The 19,803-nt window shown below is 69.9% G+C and carries 13 protein-coding genes and 1 tRNA gene; 4 read left to right on the forward strand and 10 right to left on the reverse strand.

All coding sequences use genetic code 11. The features are described 5' to 3' along the window. Window positions 1-61 precede the first annotated feature (61 nt). The 3 genes from CAP_RS18525 to CAP_RS44910 all read right to left on the reverse strand — a co-directional run bounded on the left by CAP_RS18525 (window position 62) and on the right by CAP_RS44910 (window position 3,574). Window positions 62-811, reverse strand: coding sequence for a lectin-like protein (locus CAP_RS18525; protein WP_044242817.1), 750 nt, complete (start codon window positions 809-811; stop codon window positions 62-64). 2 nt (window positions 812-813) lie between these two features. Next, the gene (locus CAP_RS18530) at window positions 814-1,857 is read right to left on the reverse strand and encodes a tetratricopeptide repeat protein (RefSeq protein ID WP_044242818.1); all 1,044 of its coding nucleotides are present in this window, start codon (window positions 1,855-1,857) and stop codon (window positions 814-816) included. Between the two features lie 139 nt (window positions 1,858-1,996). After that, a complete protein-coding gene (locus CAP_RS44910; RefSeq protein ID WP_052375471.1) occupies window positions 1,997-3,574 on the reverse strand; it encodes a serine/threonine-protein kinase in 1,578 nt (525 codons plus the stop codon). Window positions 3,575-3,699: 125 nt separating this feature from the next. On the opposite strand from CAP_RS44910, the gene CAP_RS18540 reads away from it, so the two are divergent. Further along, on the forward strand, window positions 3,700-5,679 hold the full coding sequence (locus CAP_RS18540; RefSeq protein WP_197041241.1) for an aldehyde ferredoxin oxidoreductase family protein: 1,980 nt from the start codon (window positions 3,700-3,702) through the stop codon (window positions 5,677-5,679). 300 nt (window positions 5,680-5,979) lie between these two features. Here CAP_RS18540 and CAP_RS18545 read toward each other — a convergent pair whose 3' ends face one another. Together CAP_RS18545 and CAP_RS18550 are read right to left on the reverse strand one after the other, a co-directional pair. After that, window positions 5,980-6,381, reverse strand: a complete 402-nt coding sequence (locus tag CAP_RS18545; RefSeq protein WP_044242819.1) for a CBS domain-containing protein — start codon at window positions 6,379-6,381, stop codon at window positions 5,980-5,982. Between the two features lie 127 nt (window positions 6,382-6,508). After that, window positions 6,509-7,120: a superoxide dismutase family protein gene (locus CAP_RS18550; RefSeq protein ID WP_081865018.1), complete on the reverse strand. Its 612-nt coding sequence runs from the start codon at window positions 7,118-7,120 to the stop codon at window positions 6,509-6,511. Between the two features lie 221 nt (window positions 7,121-7,341). Here CAP_RS18550 and CAP_RS18555 point away from each other — a divergent pair, with 221 nt between their 5' ends. Then, the gene (locus CAP_RS18555) at window positions 7,342-8,397 is read left to right on the forward strand and encodes a serine/threonine-protein kinase (protein ID WP_052375472.1); all 1,056 of its coding nucleotides are present in this window, start codon (window positions 7,342-7,344) and stop codon (window positions 8,395-8,397) included. 19 nt (window positions 8,398-8,416) lie between these two features. Here the strand turns inward: CAP_RS18555 and CAP_RS18560 are convergent, their stop codons facing one another. The 4 genes from CAP_RS18560 to CAP_RS44915 all read right to left on the reverse strand — a co-directional run bounded on the left by CAP_RS18560 (window position 8,417) and on the right by CAP_RS44915 (window position 14,897). Further along, window positions 8,417-10,906 (reverse strand): S8 family serine peptidase, encoded by a 2,490-nt coding sequence (locus CAP_RS18560; protein ID WP_044242864.1) that lies wholly within the window; start codon window positions 10,904-10,906, stop codon window positions 8,417-8,419. A 125-nt stretch (window positions 10,907-11,031) separates the two neighbouring features. After that, window positions 11,032-12,564: an acyl-CoA carboxylase subunit beta gene (locus tag CAP_RS18565; RefSeq protein ID WP_044242820.1), complete on the reverse strand. Its 1,533-nt coding sequence runs from the start codon at window positions 12,562-12,564 to the stop codon at window positions 11,032-11,034. Between the two features lie 18 nt (window positions 12,565-12,582). Beyond that, window positions 12,583-13,977 (reverse strand): VWA domain-containing protein, encoded by a 1,395-nt coding sequence (locus CAP_RS18570; RefSeq protein ID WP_044242821.1) that lies wholly within the window; start codon window positions 13,975-13,977, stop codon window positions 12,583-12,585. 68 nt (window positions 13,978-14,045) lie between these two features. After that, the gene (locus CAP_RS44915; RefSeq protein ID WP_197041242.1) at window positions 14,046-14,897 is read right to left on the reverse strand and encodes a TlpA disulfide reductase family protein; all 852 of its coding nucleotides are present in this window, start codon (window positions 14,895-14,897) and stop codon (window positions 14,046-14,048) included. 1,309 nt (window positions 14,898-16,206) lie between these two features. Between CAP_RS44915 and CAP_RS18580 the strand changes: the two genes are divergently transcribed. After that, window positions 16,207-16,280, forward strand: a tRNA-Arg gene (locus tag CAP_RS18580). A gap of 91 nt (window positions 16,281-16,371) precedes the next feature. Next, a complete protein-coding gene (gene tadA / locus CAP_RS18585; RefSeq protein ID WP_044242866.1) occupies window positions 16,372-16,842 on the forward strand; it encodes a tRNA adenosine(34) deaminase TadA in 471 nt (156 codons plus the stop codon). A 34-nt stretch (window positions 16,843-16,876) separates the two neighbouring features. On the opposite strand, the gene CAP_RS48240 is transcribed toward tadA, so the two are convergent. Beyond that, entirely contained in the window at window positions 16,877-19,051 is a 2,175-nt protein-coding gene (locus CAP_RS48240; RefSeq protein ID WP_197041243.1) for a biosynthetic peptidoglycan transglycosylase, read from the reverse strand. Between the last annotated feature and the right edge of the window lie 752 nt (window positions 19,052-19,803).

Consider the following 19,803-nt stretch of genomic DNA (forward strand, 5'->3'; position numbering starts at 1 on the left):
AGGATTCCTCGGTCGGCCTCCCTGGCCGCGGGGCGCTCGCGACGCGCTTCCGGTCAGCGCGTTACTCGCTCGTGAGCGCCGGGCACGTCGTCTCGCAGAGCACCGCCCGCTTGTTCCCGCACGGCGCGTCGTTCCACGTGCCCGCGGGCTTGATCATCTCCACGCAGTGCTCGCCCCCTCCCGTGTTGTTCGGCTCTCCGGCCGTCCACGCCGAGAAGGTCACCGGCGAGCCATCCACCCACAGGAAGTCATCGGCGAGCTCCGTCTCCGCCTCGTCCCAGAGGCCGATCCACGAGCCCATGGACATGGCCTGGCGCGCGACCGTGTTCTCGCCCGAGCTGCCGAGGATCGCCAGATCGGTCCCGAAGCTCCGGCAGAGATCCCTCCCGACCTGGAACGAGACGTTGAGATCGCAGGCGTAGAAGGAGTTTCCGAGCCCCATCCGCCCGTCCTCGAGCACGCATCCCTCCGGCGCAGGCGGCGTCAGGTTGGTTCCCCCCGTGCACCCGCAGGTGTTCGCCCCGACCCCACCGGCCTCGCACGCATACGGCGCCGGGCAGGTGTCGGGGCACGTCACCGGCTCCCCGCACTGGTTCAGCACCTCCCCGCACGCCACGCCCGCGCACGCCTCCGCGTCGCTCTCCGGAAAGCAGGCGAACGTGAGCCCCGACAGCCCCGACACCTCCTCGCACCCGGCAAGGAAGCTCCCCCCGAGCGTCAGGGCAACACCCCACGCGACCGCGCCCAGCCCGGACCACCACGCACGCCGGATCACGCCCAGCACGGCGCCCCTGCCTCCGGGTCGACCCATCGCTAGAACCTCCCCCCGACGCCGCCCGGGCCAACCACGAGCGACGACGCGACCGAGGACGTGCCCGCCTTCGGCCTCGCGACCGAGGACGTGCCCGCCTTCGGCCTGACGATGAGCAGCACGATCCCCGCCGCGAGCCCGAGCCCTCCCACCGTGAAGCCCACGTTTGACACCATCGCCACCGGCCGGAGCGCATCCGCGTCCTCCCGGAGCGTGTCGGGGCAGCGCGCGCCGTCGCACGACTCCCGGATGGTGCCCGTCCGCGCCAGGGTGATCCCCCCGGTGATCGCGCCCAGCGCCAGGCCCCCGAGCCCCACCCCGAGCGCGATCCCGCCCGGCATGAGCGACCCCGGAGGCGGCGGCGGAGGCGGCGGCGCCACTGCCTTCATCGCGATCCGCACCCGACGCCGCTCCCGCTCGGCGACGTCCAGCGTCATGTCGACCGGCTCCGCGCCCCTCGCCGCCGCGTGGATGCGGTGCCGCCCCGGATCCAGCTCGATGTCCGCGGGGTGCAGCGCCACCACCGGCCCTCCGTCGAGCAGCACCAGGAGCCCCTCCGAAGACTGGCCGGGGATGTCGACCGAGATCCGCGGGATCCGCTCTTCCAGCTCGGCGAGCCGCTCGCGGGCGATCTCCTGCGCCTTGCGGAAGGCCTCGGGCGCGTCCTCCGCCGGCTTCTCTTCGGCGACCTTGCGGTACAGGGCGCGCGCCGCGAGGAGCCGCCCGAGTTCGCGCTGACAGTGCGCCATGTGGAGCACCAGCGTGGGCGCGTGGAAGAGGTCCTCCGCGATCCGGAACCGCTCGTACGCATCCTGCCACCGCCTCTCGGCGAACAGCGCGAGCCCCTCCTCGGCCTTCGCCCGCGCCACGTCCTGGATCTCCGAGAAGGGCACCTGGGCGTGGGCCTGGAGCGGCGCGAGGGAGAGCCACGCCCCCAGCGCGGCCGACAGGAGCGGGGCAAGGCCGGAGAGGGCCCCCGATCGCTCCACGCGGCGCGCGCACCTCACCTCGGGAGCAGCGGCCTTGGTCGAGCGACGGGCGGTCATCACCTCTAAGGAAACCCAGGGAGCGACGCTTTGCCAAGGGGCACTGCGTGGCGGTTGGCGAGAGCGGTTCGCGGGGAGTGGGGCCCCGTCGGGATTCACTCCCGGCGGGGCGAGGGGACGCGAGTCCCCTCGTGGAGACTCAGAAGCCGAGGATCTCGTTGCGCGGTTTGGAGGTGGCCACTGGCTGCGGTGAGGCAGGCGGCGGCGCAGCCTCCGGCGGTGCTGCCATGGGCTTCGCGGGAGCCCCGGGCGAGGTCGCAGCGCCCCCCGCCGTCACTGCCGGACGCGGCGCTTTTCCACGCCCTGACGCCTCGGCCCCCGGGGAAGGAGCGACGCCCGTGGTCGGCGACGCAGGGTCGCCCCCGGGCGCCCCCGAGGGTGCCGCTCCAGGTGACGGAGATGCAGGCGCTTCCGGTGTCGCGGGCGTCGCCGAGGGCGGCGGAGAAGGCGCGCTCTCCATGGCCGTCCCTGCCCCTGCAGCGGGCCCTTGCGCGTCGTCCGCCGCGGCGTCCACCGCGATTCCGCGCCCCGCGAGGAGGGCGATGCCCAGGCCGAGCGCGATCACCCCGAGCACGCCGCCGAGGAGCAGCAGGGTTCGCGAGGACGTGCGCTGCGGCAGGCTGCCCTCCGCGGGCAGCGGCAAGAAGGACGCCGAGGGCGACGAGGACAAGGACGGCGGGATCACCCGCGGGTTCGTGGACGATGCCTTGAGCGCGTCGGGGAGCGCGTCGGGGAGCGCGTCGGGCATCAGGAGCGGCGCCGAGGGCGTCTCCGTGGCCGACATCGGCGGCGGCCGGAGCGATCCGCCGGTCGTCACGATCCCCGAGCGGAAGATCCCCGCGTTCGCCTGGAGCTTGTCGATGTCGTCGAGCAGCTCGCGGCAGCTCGCGTACCTGTCGTCGGGCCGCTTCGCCATGCACCGATCGAGCACCGCGTCCACCTCGGGCGACAGCTCCTGCCGCAGCGAGGACGCGCGCGGGGGCACGTCGCGGTTGATGGCGATGATGGTGTCCTGCCAGGTCTCGCCGAGGAATGGCCGCCGCCCCGCGAGCATCTCGTAGAACACCACCCCCAGGCTGAAGATGTCGGAGCGCGCGTCCACGACCTTGCCCGTCGCTTGCTCGGGCGACATGTACGCGGGCGTGCCCACCAGGGCGCCGTGCTGGGTGCGCAGATCGGTGAAGGTGGCGTCGATGTCCTCGGTCGGCTTCGCCACGCCGAAGTCGAGGATCTTCACGATGCCGTCGCCGCCTACCATCACGTTGTCGGGCTTGAGATCCCGGTGGATGACCCCTGCCTCGTGCGCCTTGCGCAGCCCCCGCGTCATCTCCCGGAAGAGGTGGAGCGCCTCGCCGTAGGGCAGCATGGGCTGCTCCTGCATCAGGAGCTTCAGGCTCTTGCCATGGCACAGCTCCATGGCGATGAAGATCCGCCCGTCTGCCTCGCCGACCTGGTACACGGTGGCCAGGCAGGGGTGGGTGAGGTGCGCCGCGAGCCGTCCCTCCCGGAGGAACCTGCGCCGCTTCTCCTGATCCTGCGCGACGCTGGGGTGGAGGAGCTTGAGCGCCACCACCCGCCGCAGCTTGGTGTCCTCGGCCTTGAAGACCACGCCCATGCCCCCTTCGCCGAGCCGCGCGAGGAGCAGGTAATCCGCGACGGTGGACCCCTCCACGAGGGACGTGAGGGACGAGAGCTCGCTTGCGGAAGCAGGTTGCATGCGGTCGCGCCCCCGAGCCGTGGGTCCCGGGGTCCCTCGAAGGTAACACCGGAGCGCATCGCCCGCGAGCCCCGCCCGCGCAGCCTGACCGCGCGCCCTGCCCGGAAGCCATGGTCCAGTGCGTCATGGTACCCTGCGCAGACCCCACCATCCCCGCGTTGCCGATGCCTGCCGCGCAGCCTCCCTCAGCCCGATCCGACGACGGCGCGCCCGCCGCACCTCTCCCCGCGGGGGGCTGGTTCGGGCGTTACCTGAGGGTCGACCTCACCGGGGGCGAGGCACGCGCCGTCTCCATCGCGCCGGCCGTCTCGCGCATGCTCGTCGGTGGGGTCGGGCTCGGCACCTGGATCCTGGCGCGGGAGACGCCGCCCGGCTTCGATCCGCTGGGCGACGCCGCGGCGCTCGTGCTCGCGTTCGGGCCGCTGGTCGGCACGCCGCTCACCACCTCGGCCAAGCTCGCCTTCGTCGCCAAGTCGCCGCTCACCGGGCGCCTCAACGATGCGCTCTCGTCGTCGGGGTTCGCGATCGCCGGCAAGCGCACGGGCTTCGACGCCATCGTCCTCACCGGGCGCGCCAGGGTCCCCTCGGTGGTGCTGCTCGACGGAGACCGCCTGGAGGTGGTCCCCTGCCCTGCCCTCTGGGGCCACGATCTCCGCCTCGACGCGCTCGACGCGCAGCTCGCGGCCACGCACCCTGGCTACGAGCTGACCGTCGCCGGGCTCGCGGCCGAGCACCTGGTGCGTTACGCCGGGCTCGCGAACAACGGGCGCCACGCGGGCCGCGGCGGGCTCGGGGCGGTGCTCGCGGCGAAGCAGATCAAGGCCGTGGGGGTGCGCGGCAAGCGCGCGGTTCCCCTCGCCCACCCCGAGCGCGCCGTGGCCATCGCCCGCGATCTCGCCCGGCGCTCGCTGGGGCCCGCGACGGAGAAGTACCGCGCCCTCGGGACCGTCGCGAACCTGGCCACCTTCAACCGGCTCGCCGCGCTGCCCACCCGGAACTTCCAGGAGAGCACCTTCGAGGGAGCGGCCGCGCTGTCGGGCGAGGCGCTCCATGAGACCCGCGCCCGGGGGCGCAGCGCTTGCTCGGGCTGCACCATCGGGTGCGAGCACTTCTTCGAGGTGGCGCCGGGAACGAAGCCCGTGAAGGCCGAGTACGAGAACGTCTTCGCGCTCGGTCCGCTGTGCGGGGTGTCGGATCCAGAGGTGGTCCTGCGCGCCTCGGGAGCGTGCGACGCGCTCGGCCTCGACACCATCTCCGCGGGCGGCACCATCGCGTTCGCCATGGAGTGCGCCGAGCGGGGTCTGTTCGCCGGGACGCCCTGGGAAGCCGAGGCCTCAGGGCTCCGCTTCGGCGACGGCGCGCGGCTCTGCGGCCTGCTGGAGGCCATCGCCCACCGACGCCCCGGCCTCGGCGCGCTCCTCGCCGAGGGCTCCCGCCGGGTCGCCGAGATCCTCGGCCCCCCCGCGCCGGACTTCGCGCCCCACGTGAAGGGCCTGGAGATCCCCGGCTACGAGCCGCGCGCGCTCCAGACGATGGCGCTCGGCTTCGCGGTCTCTCCGCGCGGCGCCGATCACAACCGCAGCGGCGCCTACGAGGTCGACTTCTCGGGCCGCGTCGACCGCCTCGCCGGCGCGCCGGAAGCCGCGCCGCTCGCGGTGGAGGCCGAGGACCGCGCGGCAGTCCTCGACGCGCTCATCCTCTGCAAGTTCCTCCGGCGGGCCCTGCGCGACGTGCACGAGGAAGCGGCGGAGATGCTCGCGGCCGTGACGGGGTGCGCGTTCACCGGCCCCGAGGTGCAGGCCGTCGCGCGGCGCATTGTCCTCCTCAAGCGCCTCTTCAACGCGCGCGAGGGCTGGACCGCCGCGGAGGACACCCTCCCCGCGCGCTTCTTCGAGGCCCCCCTGCCCGGCGGGGCCGCCCGCGGGGCGGTGCTGACCCGGGCGCAGCTCGACGGGATGAAGCGCGCTTACCACGCCGTGCGCGGCCTCTCGGAGGACGGCAGCGTGCCCGAGGAGGCCCTCACTGCCGCCGGGCTCGACGCCCTCGGCCTGGACTGGCGACCGGCGCACGAACGATCAGGCGTGAGGCCAGGCCAAGTCGGCTGACGCTCCCCTGCGCGCGGAAACCGACGCCCGCCTCGCGGCAACCCTCCCTTCTGCGCAGGAAACCGACGCCCGCACCGGTTCCAGGGGACGTTGTGCGCAGGAAACCGACGTCCGAACCGGTTCCAGGGAACGTTGTGCTGAGGGAACCGACGTCCGAACCGGTTCCAGGGGACGTTGTGCGCAGGAAATCGACGTCCGAACCGGTTCCAGGGGACGTTGTGCTGAGGGAACGGACGCGCGCGTCGCGTGGCGCTGCCTCTCCGGTCTGGAAGGGACCGCGGGGAGCGATGCCCCCGCCCTTCAGTCGCCCTGTTCGAGCACGTCGATGAGGAGCCGGAGCGCGTCCGTGGTCGTGAACAGACCGACGACCTTGTCGCCCTCCACCACCACGGCGGAGCCGATCTTGCGCTCCCGCATGACCCGCACGGCTTCGAGCGCGAGCGTGTCGGGCGAGACGGCGTAGGGCGCCTCCAGGATGAAATCGCCCACGGTGACGTACGCGGAGTCGATGCCCCGCATGTTCTCCACGACCCGGAGCTCGCGCTCGGACACGAGGCCCACGAGGTGCTCGCCATCCAGCACGGGCAAGTGGCGGAAGCCGTGCTCCTCCATGGTCTTGAACGCCTGCGCCATGGGGGTGTCGCGAGGCACGGTGAGGGGGCTCGGGGTCATGTACGCGCCGATGGTGCGGGAGGAGGGCATGTGCCTCCGCTAGCGTGATGAGCGCAGGATCGCAAGCAGGGCAGGCCTGGTAGGCAGGCCTGTGGGCGAGGACGTGGCGCGGCGGAGAGGACGTGGCGCGGCGCGGAGGACGTGGCGCGGCGGGCGATCAGCCCTTGATGGCGCCGCAGGCGATGCGGCCGCCGGCGTCTCCGGAGGGCTGGGTGCCCTTGTCCTCCTTGGCGTGGAGGATGATGGCGCGCTCGATCAGGGACTTGGCGTCGTCTTTCTTCAGGTTGGCGCCCTTGATCACGAACTCGAAGTTGACGTTGCCGTCCTTCTCGGCCGTGAGGTTGCCCATGTCGCCGAGGTGATGCTCGGCCTGGTCGGGGAAGCCGTGCTTCGGCTGATCGGGGGCGAAGTGATCGCCGGCGCTCTTGGCCTCGGGGTCGCTGCAGTCGGCCTTCTGGTGGATGTGGATGCCGTGCTTGCCCGCGGGGACCTGGGTCAGCTTGAGGGTGAGCTTCACGCCCTCGGAGGTCTCCTCGAGCGTCGCGGTGCCCTGGACCTTGGAGCCGCTGGTCGCGGTCATGGTGACCTCGATGGGCTTCGGCGGCGCGGGCGCCGCGGCAGGCTCGGCCGGCGGGGGCTCGGCCGGCGGCGGGGGCTCGGGGGCGGGAGGCACGGCCGCAGGCGTCGCAGGCTCGGGGGTCACCTGGCTGGACTCGCCGCAGCCAACCGTGGCGATGCCGAGGACGAACAGGGCGAGGCAGGTCTTCATGGACACAAGCATTCTCCTTTGCTCAACAGATGAACCCTCGGTTCGCACTCCGGACGGCGGGGAGATATCGGGCACTGCCTGAATCTTTGCTGCGTGGGACACGGCAAGAGCAGCGACAGCGGGCCCGCACCGCGTGAGCGCGAGGGGCGCGTGGGGGGTGGAGGCGACGGCAGAGGCGCCCTGGGCGTGCAAGCTGGAGGTCGGTGGTACACTGGAGATCGATGCGCACGTCGAGGCCCAGCGGGGGGGCATCGCTCACGCTGGCGGAGGTCCGCTACGAGATCCTGCTCCCGATCGCGAGCGGGGGGATGGGCACGGTGTACCTGGCGCGCCGACGGAGCGACGGCGCGGCGGTGGCGCTGAAGATCCCTCACGCGTTTCTGCGGGACATCGCGGAGTTCCGGCAGGAGATGGCGGAGGAGGCGCGGCTCACGGCGCAGCTCCGGCACCCGCACGTGGTGGCAGGGCTCGAGGCGCGGGAGACCGCGGACGGGCTGTACCTGGCGATGGAGTACGTGGAAGGGGAGACGCTCGCCGTGCTCCTCGGCGCCACGGGCACCGAGGCGTCGGCGAGAGAGGCGTCGGCGAGAGAGGCGGGGCTGCCGATCGGGGTGGCGCTCCGGGTGCTGCTCGATGGGCTGGCAGGGCTCCACGCGGCGCACGAGCTGCGGGATGCCTCCGGGCAGGCCGCGCGGGTGGTGCACTGCGATGTGTGTCCGCAAAACTTGCTGGTGGGGCTCGATGGGCTGACGCGGCTCATCGACTTCGGGGTGGCGCGTTCGTCGGCGCGCCCCGAGGGGACCGGGCGCGGGAGGAATGCGTACATGGCGCCCGAGCAAATGCGGGGGCGGCCGCTGGATCGGCGCTGCGATGTGTGGGCGATGGGGGTGGTGGGCTGGGAGCTCCTGGCGGGGCGGAGGTTGCACGCCGGGGAGGGGCGGGGGGGATACGGAGAGCGGGGGGGATACGGGGAGCGCGGGGAGCGCGGTGCGCAACAAGAGGAAGACGTCGCGGAGCCGCCGCTGCTCTGGAGCGTGCAGCCCGACGCGCCGCGGGCGCTGTCGCGGGCGCTCGGAGCCGCGCTGCAGGTGGACGTGCGGGCGCGGTGTGCGGACGCAGAGACGTTCGCGGGGCTGCTCGTGGCGGCGTGCGCGGAGGATGGGGTGCGGATCGCGGAGCACGCGGAGGTCGGCGCGTACGTGGCGGCGCGGGTGGGCACGCGGCTCGCGGAGCGGCGGGCCGAGCTGGCGAAGCGCATGCTCACGCCGCCGGAGTGAGGCGGGCGTCAGGTAGCGTTCAGGAGCGGCGCCGGCGGCGGCGGGTGAGGAGCGCGGCGAGGGCAAGCGCGGCGAGGGCCGAGGGGCGGGTCGCGTCGGAGGAGGTGCCGGTGGTCGCGCAGGCGCAGGCGGCGCTCGTGGCGGAGATGTCGCCGCTCGAGGTCCAGACGTCGGTGCCGACCGGGAGTTCGCGCGCGCCGAGGGAGAGGCCGTCGTAGAGGACGTCGACGGTGAGCGTGGTGCCGAAGACGCCCCGGGGAGCCGCGACGGCGAAGCGGAAGAAGCCAGGCTCGACCCGGGTGAGGGCCTGGGTGATCTGGCCGCCGGTGACGCGCACGTCGAGGAGGGATTCGTCGATGTCGCTGGCGATGGAGCCGTCGGGTTCGCGCAGCTCGACGAGGCCCCAGACGGGCCAGGTGGGATCGGGGCGGGCGTAGCTGCTGGACATGACGTACCAGCTCCGGTCGAGGGCGGGGGCGATGGGATCGGCGGGGGGTTCTTCGGAGGGGGGCCCGCCGGGAGGAGAGGCGAGGGCGAGGTCGAGGGCCTGCATGGCGCCCTCGATGTCGAGGGTGCCAGGGCCGAGCTGGGTCTGGTTGGGGACGTCGCCCTCGGGGTAGCGGGCGCCGGCCTGGAGGAGGCGCGTGGCGCGGGCCTGGGTGAGGGTGGGGTCGCGTTCGAGGAGGAGGGCGACGGCGCCAGCGACCTGGGGGGACGACATGGAGGTGCCCGTGGTGATGGCGTGGTGGTCGTCGACGACGAAGCAGGGGGAGTCGTCGGGGCAGCCCGGGGGGTCGAAGAGGCCGCCGCGCTCCTCGCGGGGGTCGGCGCCGGTGGCCATGGCCGCAGCGACGAAGCCGCCAGGGGCGCTGATCTCGGGCTTGGGGACGCCGAAGGGGGTGGGGCCGGCGGAGCTGAAGAAGCAGGCGCTGTCGGCGACGGCAGGGGCGCCGCCGAGGGAGGCGATGGTGATGGCCTGCGTGGCGCCGAAGGGGGTCCACTGGAGGCGGTTCAAGGTGCAGCCGACGGCGAGGAGGTCGGGGTGGCTGGCCGGGACGGTGATGGTCCCCTGCTTGATGGCGCGGGTGAACTGGAGGCCGAGGCCGGTGGAGGTGGAGACGTCGCCGAGGCCGACGAGCCAGAGCTGGGCGTCGCCTTTGCCCTGCAGGGTGATGGTGATCTCGCCGGCGTCCCAGGCGCCGTCCCAGGCGACGACGGCGCTGTTGGTGGCTTCGGTGATGGGGGACTTGCCGTTGGCGAGGCGGTTGATGACGGCCGCGGTGAGGTCGTCGTCGCTGCCGGTGTAGCCAGCGTCGTCGCCGGGGTCGGTGGTGGAGACCCAGGTGCTGCCGTCGGGGCCTTCGAGGCCGACGGAGACGTCGTCGTCGGGGCGGAAGGTGATCCAGACGTAGCCCTGGCCCTGCTCGGAGGCGTTGGTGCGGATGGGGACGCGGACCGTGGCGCTCGGGGTGACGTGCGCTTCGGTGTGGATGCCGAAGGGGCCCTGGCCGTCGAGGGTGTAGAGCGCGCCGCTGTTGCCGGCAGCGACGACGATGACGCGGCCCGGGTGCGCTTCGCCCACCATGGCGGCGAGGCCCTGCTCGATGGGGCTCGTGCCGTCGTGGGGGCCGAAGTCGCCGCCGACGCTGAGGTTGACGACGGCGGGGGCCTGCATGGCGTCGGCGCGGTCGAAGATGAAGCGGGTGGCGTTGAGGAGGTCGCTGTCCTGGAAGCCCTCTCCGGGGAGGGAGGGGGCAGCGAGGATGAGGGTCGCGGAAGGGGCGACGCCGACGTAGGGGGAGGCGGTGCCGTCCATGAGGCCGCCGTTGCCGGCAGCGGTGGAGGCGACGTGGGTGCCGTGGGCCGCGCGGGCGCTGGAGAGTTCTTCTTCGCCCGCGGCGATGAGGGCGTCGATGTCCTCGGCGGCGAGGACGGCGCAAGGGGTCTGGTCGGGGTCGGTGCAGCCGTAGGCGTCTTCGAGCTCGGGGTGAAGGCCGCGGGGGCTGCCGGCCTGGAGGAGCCAGGCGATGCGGGAGCGGCCGTCGGCATGGCGGAGGTCGGGGTGGGTGAGGTCGAAGCCGGTGTCGATGACGCCGACGATGACGCCTTCGCCGGTGCGGTTCGTGGCGGTGCGGTAGGCGGTGGCGCGGGTGAGCTGTCCGGAGACGTCGAGGAGGGGTCTTCGGGGCGGTCCTGCGAGCAGGGGGAGGGCCGCGGGGGTGCGGGCGTAAGCGCCGAGATCGGGAGGGGCGAGGTGGATGGCGCCGAAGCCAGGTGCAACGGGGAGGAGGCCGAGGGCGCGGGCGTCGGCGCCGGGGGGGAGCGGGACGAGGACGGGGATGCGGCCGGAGGGGTCGGCGAGGGGATGGGGGCGGCCCGGGCGCGCGAGGTGCCTGGCGAGGGGCTCGGCAGGGGCGTCGGCATGGGCCGGAGAGGGGGAGGCGGGGAGGAGGGCGGCGAGGGCGGCGGCGAGGAGGGCGGCGCTCGGGGCGAGGCGGCGGATACGCACGCGAGGAGTGTACACGAGCGAGGGGAGGCGCCGGGGCGCGAGGGGAGGCGCCGGGGCGCGAGGGGAGGCGCCGGGGCGCGAGGGGAGGCGCGCGGCGCTGCCGGTCTGCCGGGCTGCCGGGTGGTTCACACGGGCGGGACGAGGTGCTTCTTGCGCGGGCGCTCTTCGATCTTGTCGGCGTAGCGGGCGAGGCGGCGGGAGACCTCGCGGCGGAGGTCGGCGGTGGGGATCACGCCGTCGATGACCAGCTCGCTGGCGAGCTTGGTGAGGTCGATGTCAGTGCGGTACTCGTCGCGGAGCCGCTGGACGAGGGCGTCGCGCTCGGGGCCTTCGGGGACCGCCTGGATCTTGTTGTAGTAGACGGCGTTGACGGCCGCGCTGGGGCCCATGACGGCGATGGAGGCGGTGGGGAGGGCGATGCACTCGTCCGGGGAGAAGGCGGGTCCACACATGGCGTAGAGGCCGGCTCCGTAAGCCTTGCGGACGATCACGGAGAGCTTGGGGACGGTGGCTTCGCTGACGGCGGCGATCATCTTGGCGCCAGCGCGGATGATGCCCTGGCGCTCGACGACGGTGCCGATCATGAAGCCGGGGACGTCGGCGAGGTAGACGAGGGGGATGTTGTAGGCGTCGCAGAGCCAGATGAAGCGGGCCGCCTTGTCGGCGGAGTCGACGAAGAGGACGCCGCCCTTGTACTTGGGCTGGTTGGCGACGATGCCGACGACGCGGCCGTCGATGCGGGCGAGGCCAGTGATGATCTCCTTGGCGAAGAGCTTCTTGATCTCGACGAAGCTGCCTTCGTCGATCATGGCATCGATGACGGCCATGATGTCGAAGGGCTTGTTCTCGTCGACGGGGATGACCTCTTCGAGGGGCTTCTGGCCAGCCTTGGCAGGGCGGGGCTCGGCGGCGGGCGGGTGCGCATCGCAGTGGGAGGGCATGAGCGCGATGTAGCGCTTGGCAAAGGCGATGGCGTCCTGCTCGGTCTTGACGAGGACGTCGCCACAGCCCGAGACGGAGCAGTGCATGCGGGCGCCGCCGAGGTCTTCGAGGGTGACCTTCTCGCCGATGACCATCTCGGCCATGCGGGGGGAGCCGAGGTACATGCTGGCGTTGCCCTCGACCATCACCACGACGTCGCAGAAGGCGGGGATGTAGGCGCCGCCAGCGGCAGAAGGGCCGAAGAGGAGGCAGATCTGGGGGACCATGCCGGAGAGGGCGACCTGGTTGTGGAAGATGCGGCCGGCGCCGCGGCGTCCGGGGAACATCTCGATCTGGTCGGTGATGCGCGCGCCGGCGGAGTCGACGAGGTAGAAGAGGGGGCAGCGAAGGCGGCGGGCCGTCTCCTGGATGCGGAGGATCTTCTCGACGGTGCGCCTGCCCCAGGAGCCGGCCTTGACGGTGGAGTCGTTGGCCATGATGGCCACGGGGCGGCCCTGGATGGTGCCGGTGCCGGTGACGACGCCGTCGGCGGGGAGTTCGGGGTCGAGGGCGTTGGCGAGGGCGGCGTCTTCGAGGAAGCTGCCTTCGTCGAGGAGGGAGGCGACGCGTTCACGGGCGAAGAGCTTGCCCTGCTCGCGGTTCTTGTCGTGGTACTTGGGGGCCCCACCTTGTTCGACCCGCGCGAGGGTGTCTTTCAGCTTCTGATCGAGGCTCATGTCCGGGTCCCCATAGCCTTAAGCGCGCCAGGCGGCCACCTCCCGCGCCGCGGCTTCGAGCTCGTGGCCGGTCCGCGCGACAAGCACCTTGGTGGAGGCGGCGGCGTAGCGGGGCATGGCGCTGTCGCCCGTCCAGGCGGAGGGGCCCTCGGGGCAGAGCCAGAGGACGGCGCGGGCGCGCTCGCGGAGCCTGCGGACGGTGGCAGCTTCGTCGGGGAGGTAGTTGGTGCGGCCATCCCCCAGGACGACGAGGGTGGTGCGGCGGTCGATCTCGGGGGCATGGCGCGCCTCGAAGTCGCGGAGGGCGCGGCCGTAGTTGGAGTTGTGGGCGCGGCTCACGGCGGCGCCCGACTCGATGCGGGCGAGGGCGCGCTCGGGGTCCAGCTCGTCGAAGAGGCGGGTGACTTCGGCGATCTCGCTGACGAAGACGAAGGAGCGGGTGCGGTCGAAGAGGTCCTGGGCAGCGACGAGGAACTCGAGGAAGAAGCGCGAGGCGATCCGTACGGAGTCGGAGATGTCGCAGAGGACCCAGAGCCGGGGGCGGTCGCGGCGGCGGACGCGGCGGACGAGGGTGAGAGGGACGCCGCCGGTGCGGAGGCTGCGGCGGAGGGTGCCGTGCGGGTCGATGCGGCCGCTGCGGGCTTTTCTGCGGCGGATACGCTCGGCGCCGCGGAGGCGCTCGGTGAGGCGACGGATGCCGCGGCGTACCTCGGCGAGGTCGGCTTCGGAGAGGGCGGCAAAGGGGGTGTCCATGGGGCCGCCGCGCTCGGGGTCGCTGGCCTCGGCGCGCTGGGCCGCGGTGTCGACGTGGGTCCTGACGCGGCGGCGGACGCGTTCGAGCTCGGCCGAGAGGGCGTTCGCGAGGGCGTCGCCGCGCTGGTCGCCGATGGCTTCACGGAGCGCCTGGCGGATGCGGGCGAGGGCAGAGGCGGCGGTGGGGACGCCGAGCTGGTCGAGGAGGCGCTGGGTGAAGAACCCGGCCTGGCGCGGGCTGGTGAGGGGGGCGAGGGTGCGGATGGCGCCCGCGGAGAGGAGGAGGTGGTCGAGCTCGCCCTCGGTGCCGGTGGTCGCCCGGAAGGCGGTCTCTGCGCCGCGTCGATGCTGGGCCGCTGCGTCGACGAGGTCGCGCAGGGCGCCGAGCTCGGTGTCCGAGAAGCCAAGGTCCCGGAGGCGGGCCCACATGTCGCCGATGTGGCCCTGGCCAGGCGTGAAGAAGCGGTCGAAGCAGGCGGCGTAGCGGTCGCGATCCTGGGCACGCTCGACCACCACGGTGGCGAGTGCTCCGCGGAGGGTGGCAGGATCGGAGAAGCCGACGAGGGCGCAAGCGCGGGCGGCGTCGATGGCCTGGGCGGTGGAGATGGTGAAGCCCTCGCGGCGCAGTGCCCAGAGGAGCTCGTCGACGAGCTGGAGCATGCGGGGAGAGGGGTGCGGGGATCAGGGGGTGGAGAGGGCGGGGGGAGTCAAGGGAGGGGGGTCAGGGCTCAGGGGGTGGGGGCTGGCTCCGCGAGGAGGGTCTGGACGAGCTTCTCAAGCTCCGCGTGGCGCATGGGGTCGTAGCCGACGAGCACGTCGCGGATGACACCTTTCTTGTCGATGACGAACATCGCGGGGAGGGCGCGGACGCCGTAGGTCGACATGGTGGCGGCCTGGGCGTCGGAGGCGACGGCGTAGGTCATGGAGAGGGCCTGGGCGGTGCGGGTGGCCGTGGGGACGTCATCGGTGGTGACGCCGACCACGGCGAGGCCTTGAGAGGCGTAGGTGGTCTGCCACTTGGAGAGCTGTGGCGACATCATGCGGCAGGGCTGACACCAGGTGGCCCAGAAGTCGAGCAGCACGACCTTGCCGCGGAGGCCCGAGATGCTCGACGGGACAGTGCCGGAGACGGCGTCGAGGGGCTGCTTCCAGGTGGGCGCGAAGGTGCCGATCTTGTCGAGGCGGAGGAGCTGCTCATCGCCGGGGAACTGGACCAGGGTGGCCGTGGCCTGCTTGTCGGTGCTCCCTCGGCGCAACTTGAGCTGGATGGTGTTGCCAGGGCCGAGCAGGGCGACACGGGCGACGAGCTGGCGGGGCTCCTCGAGGGGGATGCCATCGGCAGCGAGGATGAGGTCACCGTCAGAGAGGCCAGCCTTGCCAGCCGGGGAGTTGGTGACGACGTGCTTGGCGACCACGCCGCCACCCGTTCCAGGAGCGAGCTCGACGCCGAGCCAAGCGCGCCGTGAGGAGGACTGCGCAAGGGCGTCCGGTGCATCCGCCACCACCGCAACGGCCGCGAGCGCCATGCCCGCTGCCAGGAGGATCGCGTGGGTGACACGCCGAGAGGCGGTTGCTTTCATCGCCATACGGTAGCATCAGGCGCGGATGGCGTCCCGAGCCTGCCTCGCGCCCCTGGTGTTGCTGCTTGCCTGCTCGACGACCCGAAGTGCCGCCGAGAAGTCCTCGGAGGGACAGTGGCTCAGCGCAGCCCCGGAAAGGGCAATCTTTCCAGCCGCGGCTGCGTCATCTGCGTCATCTGCGTCGAAGGGAGCGCCGGGTGCAAGCCCACCTGCTTCCCAGTGGGAGTACGCCTCGGTCCTGCGGTCGTGGCCACTGGCAGGTCCACGGGTGCGTTCCCAGCACTTTGCGGGAACGGTGGAAGGGGAGATTCGCGCCAACCCAGTTGCTGCTGCCTACCAGCGGCTTGGACCAACCCGACAGTTGCCGACGGGAAGCATCCTGGCGGAGATGCACTATGCGGCCGGGGCACCGGCTCCAACGGCCGTGCTGGTCATGGAAAAACGGGCTCCTGGGTACGATCCGGAGGGGGGGGACTGGGAGTACCTGCTCGTGACGCCTGCAGGAGGCATCGCATCACGGGGTCGCTTGCTTCCGTGCCAGCGCTGCCATGCGGAAGCACTGCATGATCACGTCTTCGGGGTTTCTCGCTGAGAACCTGGCACGAGAGGAGGTCTGCAAAAACTGCAGACCCCTGCCCTGGCTGCGACAGGAGTGCCCTGACGCGACGGTAGGAGGGCGTTGCCGCCAGAGGATGGAACCCAGAAGTCCTGCAGGCATTCCAGCCGAGGACCTTGTGAAAGGCTGTATGCCGCCCTGACGGGTGTCACGTTGGGCAGCCCAGGGACTCGATGGCACGAAGCCTGCTAAGGCTGCTAAGGGATTACGACACGCGGTGGGGCCCCGGCTGAACAAGCAGTAGGGGAACCAGCGTCAGCCTCAGGCGTCTGGACCATCTTACCTTCTGGGTCCACACGACCGAGGATCTTGCTTGGATTCGTTGCCTTACGTTCATCTTCGCTTGGACTGATTGCTTCGGCTTGAAATTGCGCCGGCCCAGTCTTCAGGGCGCTTGCTTACACTCACCTGCTTCGTTCGCTTGGGCTGACCTAAATTACAACGTCCTTCCGCTCCCCCGCCTCCGGGGGGAGATACAGAGCGCGCGGCTGTTCCTTCGGGATCGCCGCGCGTTGTGTTTTGTGCGCTTTCATCGGCCAAACTGCGGGGTACAGAGAAGCAGTTCTCGGTGTCGGGATATTTTCTTTTGACATCCTGGCTCGGGTCGCTTAAACGCCCGTTCCTGCCTCGCGAGACATCGCGAGCAACAGCGATGGGGCTGGGATTCGTTCCGCGCCATCAATGACAGTGCAAGCGTCCATAGCTCAGCTGGATAGAGCATCGGCCTACGAAGCCGGGGGTCGGAAGTTCGAATCTTCCTGGACGCGCTAGGGAGCACAGCCCGCGACGGCTGACTTGCTGGAGAGAGTCAGCGTGATTCGTGAGGTGACCGGCGCAGGGGTCACACAGAGCGGTGAGATGGACCAAGCCTGGATGCTTGAGGCCATCAAGGAAGCCGAAGCTGCTGCGGCAGCAGGTGATGTTCCCGTCGGTGCACTCGTCGTGGATGCGGCAGGCATGCGCATCGGGGCGGGGAGAAACCGCCGGGAGCTCGACCAGGACCCAACGGCGCACGCCGAAGTCGTTGCTCTGCGTGAAGCGACACACGCGCTGGGGCACTGGCGTCTGGAGGGGGCGACCGTGTATGCGACGCTGGAACCATGCCCGATGTGCGCGGGGGCGCTGGTGAATGCGCGTGTTGCCCGGCTGGTGTACGGCTGTGCCGACCCGAAAGCCGGTGCGATAGACACGCTGTACAGCATCGGGAGAGATCCGCGGCTGAACCATCGCTTCACCGTGACGGCCGGGGTGCGCGCGGAGGAATGCGCGGGGTTGCTGCGGGAGTTCTTCCTGCGCTTGCGCTCAAGAAACCGGCCTGCCGCCACCTGAGCACTTCTGCCGTTCAGGGACCCATCGCGTTCTTTCAGGGCCTCAGCTCGTCATCGGGAGGAGTCAGACCGAAGCCTCCCGCATCGCTTTCGTCCTCTGAAGAGCCATGACTTCTGGCTCGCTCGGAAGAGCGGGTACGCTGTGGCACCGCCAGTCCGCGAACGACTGTCTCGCTCAATCCCTCTTCCAGTTCCTCCTCGGTGATCCACTTGCGCTTTGCAGCCGTTTCCATGAGCTTTCGCAGGTAGTTCGTCCACCCTGGTGACACAGCGCCACCAGCAACGAAGTGCTGAACCTTGGGATTGGGCAGGATAGAGGCAAGGTACAGTGCCTGGCCGAGTGAGAGCTGAGAAGCCGTGGTGTTGAAGTAGTGCTGGGCGGCGTCCCCGATTCCAAACACCATCGGCCCGAACTCCACCACGTTTAGGTAGAGTTCCATGAGCTGCTCCTTGGTCAGCTCTTGCTCGAGGTACATGGTGAGCAAGGCCTCCTGGAGCTTCCGCGAGAGCGTCTTGGTTCGCGCAAGGTAGAGATTCTTGGCGAGTTGCATGCTGATGGTGCTCGCTCCACGAACGAAGCGCCCCTGTCGCAGGTTCTCGCGTATGGAGTTCTTGATCGCTTCCTGATCAAAGCCGCGGTGCCTGTGGAAGCCACTATCCTCGGTGGTCATCACGGCCACCTCCATGAAGCGAGAGATGGCCCCATATGGGACCCAATGAGGAGAGCCTGGCCCCGACTCGAGCTCGGTAAAGCTCCCGTCAGGTCCTTGCACCTGGCGAGTGAACCGGCGCTGCAGGTTGTCGACTGACAGCTTGGGCGGCGCTTCGGTCACGCGGCAGCTGTTCGTCAGTTGCCAGCTGAGGTTGAAGTCGCGCTCAAGTCGAGAGGTGTCGAACTGGGTCTTGCCCTTGAGGCCAAAAGAGCCTGCGAGGCGCACATCCTTGACCTTCGCCACAAGTCCATCAGGAATGGCATCGAGCATCGCCTGGCAAGGCACGAGAGGGACCTCTACGTCGCCTTGCACCCGGAAGGTACTGCCAGAGCGCTGATACTCACCTTTGGCGAGCACCCGAAGAGCGCCGAGGGAGAATTCACCCTCTGTCACATGGGCGCGGGAGCCATCCAGCTTCGCGCTGCCCTTCGCGCGCCACGCGAGATCGATTCCGGCTATCGGTTCTTCCGACAATGCCGAACTGCGCAACGAAAGGTTTTGCAGCCTTCCACTTCCGTCGAGGGAGAGCGAGTGCCCGTCAGCCGTTAGTTCGAAGTGGGCACGGCTGGAGATCGATGCCTGACTCACGTTGAAGAGCCCCAAGTCGCCCTCCTGCAAGCCCAGCATGGCCAATGAAATCGGACCCCCGTTTATATCAGCGGTGATCTTCGGAGCCGAGTCCGTGATCGGGTGGAGGGGAATACGGAGTCGAAACAGCAACGCTGGCCGCAGGGCGTCGCTCGGAAGTCCTGAAGTAGGATCGGCATCCGGAATCTTCCCTGAAGGTCGTGAGCCTGATTCGGGCGATTGCTGAGGCGACAGATCGATAGAAAGTGCCTGCTCTTCACGGCGGATGGAGAAGCTTCCCGGTCCCAATGTAAGCTGGTCATCGGCTATTCGGATTCGCGCTCGGAAGCCATCTAGTTCCACCCGTGCGCCGGGAGCCAGTACACCGTCGATGCCCTGAGCTCCCTGAATCAGCGTCGTCCATAGCACCACGCCACGATCATAAGACGACTGCCGACGCGCCTCTCCTACTGACTCTGAAGCGCCTGCACGCGTTGATGGTAGCCTGTCATTGCGCAGCGCCGTTGCGATGGGCTCTGCGCTGGTCAAATCAACCTGGGAGGATCCAACTGGCCCTGGAAGCTGAGCAGGTCGAATCGAGGCGTCAACGCTGAACTCTGCAGCTTCGATCTCGGCGATCTTGTAACGATCCGCCGACCGAGCCAGTGAAATCCGCGGTCCACGCAACCGGACCGTAGTGCCCTGGCTCGTGGCCGCCGCCTCATCTGCCGCGATGATGGTGGTTGGCGTTCCCCCAAGAAGCCGTACGCCGCTTGCAGATAGTGATTGAGTTGGCGCCTCCACGCTGTCTTTCCAGGTGAAGCGAATACCGTTGAAATTGGAATGTGTTTGGCTTTCACTTGCGCCGCCCGAGGGCCGTTTCCGGGAATTGTGTCGCCAGTGGTCAAACTCTCCCAGCACTGTTTCCACAGATCCTACTGCCGATATCGTCCCTCCCTGCACGTTCACCTGCGTTTGCGAAGCTCCTACACGGATATCCACCCGATCAAGATGGACATCAGCGCTGGGCATATCTGCTAGCTTAACGCTGATTCCTTCAAGGTGAATCGCGGCCCAACCCAGCCGGACTGCCTCTATGTTTGCGACAGCGCCGTATCCAGCAGCGACAGACTGGGCTCGATACCGAACATAGGGAGTGAACCCGACGGCAATCGCCACACCAATGGCGACACTACTCACGGCTGCGACTCTGAACCAACGAAGGGTCAAGGTTCTAGAAGCGTATCAACCCTCAGCTCCTCATGATTACGAAATGAGAGTGGCTCCCATGATCTGTGTCTTGAAATACTGAGAAGTCGAAGTTCAGAGCTACGGAAGAAGCCCTCAGGAACGTCCCAACTGTAGGATGCGAGTCCACACCCAACTCCAGATGACTTCGATACCCCCGCCCTTTCACTTCGGCGAACCATCGGGCACCCAGGACACTTGGTAGGCGTATGAGGTTGCGTGATCTGTGCCCCGACCCAGCCCTCTGGAGAAGGGGTGTGGGATCGAGCTCGGTTCTCAAGCTGTAACAGCACAAGGCTCAACGTGAAGACCCACAGCACGTTGGGCTATGCGCACGGATGCCTGTGCCCCTTCATCCTGGCCAGCTGCGCAGAGACCTCATACCTGAGCTACATCGAGCGTAGCCAGGAGGAGGGAGCCCGCCGGGAGGTGGG

Origin of the sequence: Chondromyces apiculatus DSM 436 (genome assembly GCF_000601485.1) — a bacterium.
GTDB lineage: Bacteria > Myxococcota_A > Polyangia > Polyangiales > Polyangiaceae > Chondromyces > Chondromyces apiculatus.

What these genes read in the sequence shown, in the direction of transcription:
- tadA (WP_044242866.1), top strand. Translation starts at nt 16,372, where the DNA reads ATGGACCAAGCCTGGATGCTTGAGGCCATCAAGGAAGCCGAAGCTGCT.
- CAP_RS18565 (WP_044242820.1), bottom strand. Translation starts at nt 12,564, where the DNA reads ATGAGCCTCGATCAGAAGCTGAAAGACACCCTCGCGCGGGTCGAACAA.
- CAP_RS18550 (WP_081865018.1), bottom strand. Translation starts at nt 7,120, where the DNA reads ATGAAGACCTGCCTCGCCCTGTTCGTCCTCGGCATCGCCACGGTTGGC.
- CAP_RS18540 (WP_197041241.1), top strand. Translation starts at nt 3,700, where the DNA reads ATGGTACCCTGCGCAGACCCCACCATCCCCGCGTTGCCGATGCCTGCC.
- CAP_RS44910 (WP_052375471.1), bottom strand. Translation starts at nt 3,574, where the DNA reads ATGCAACCTGCTTCCGCAAGCGAGCTCTCGTCCCTCACGTCCCTCGTG.
- CAP_RS18570 (WP_044242821.1), bottom strand. Translation starts at nt 13,977, where the DNA reads ATGCTCCAGCTCGTCGACGAGCTCCTCTGGGCACTGCGCCGCGAGGGC.
- CAP_RS18555 (WP_052375472.1), top strand. Translation starts at nt 7,342, where the DNA reads ATGCGCACGTCGAGGCCCAGCGGGGGGGCATCGCTCACGCTGGCGGAG.
- CAP_RS44915 (WP_197041242.1), bottom strand. Translation starts at nt 14,897, where the DNA reads ATGAAAGCAACCGCCTCTCGGCGTGTCACCCACGCGATCCTCCTGGCA.
- CAP_RS18525 (WP_044242817.1), bottom strand. Translation starts at nt 811, where the DNA reads ATGGGTCGACCCGGAGGCAGGGGCGCCGTGCTGGGCGTGATCCGGCGT.
- CAP_RS18545 (WP_044242819.1), bottom strand. Translation starts at nt 6,381, where the DNA reads ATGCCCTCCTCCCGCACCATCGGCGCGTACATGACCCCGAGCCCCCTC.
- CAP_RS18530 (WP_044242818.1), bottom strand. Translation starts at nt 1,857, where the DNA reads ATGACCGCCCGTCGCTCGACCAAGGCCGCTGCTCCCGAGGTGAGGTGC.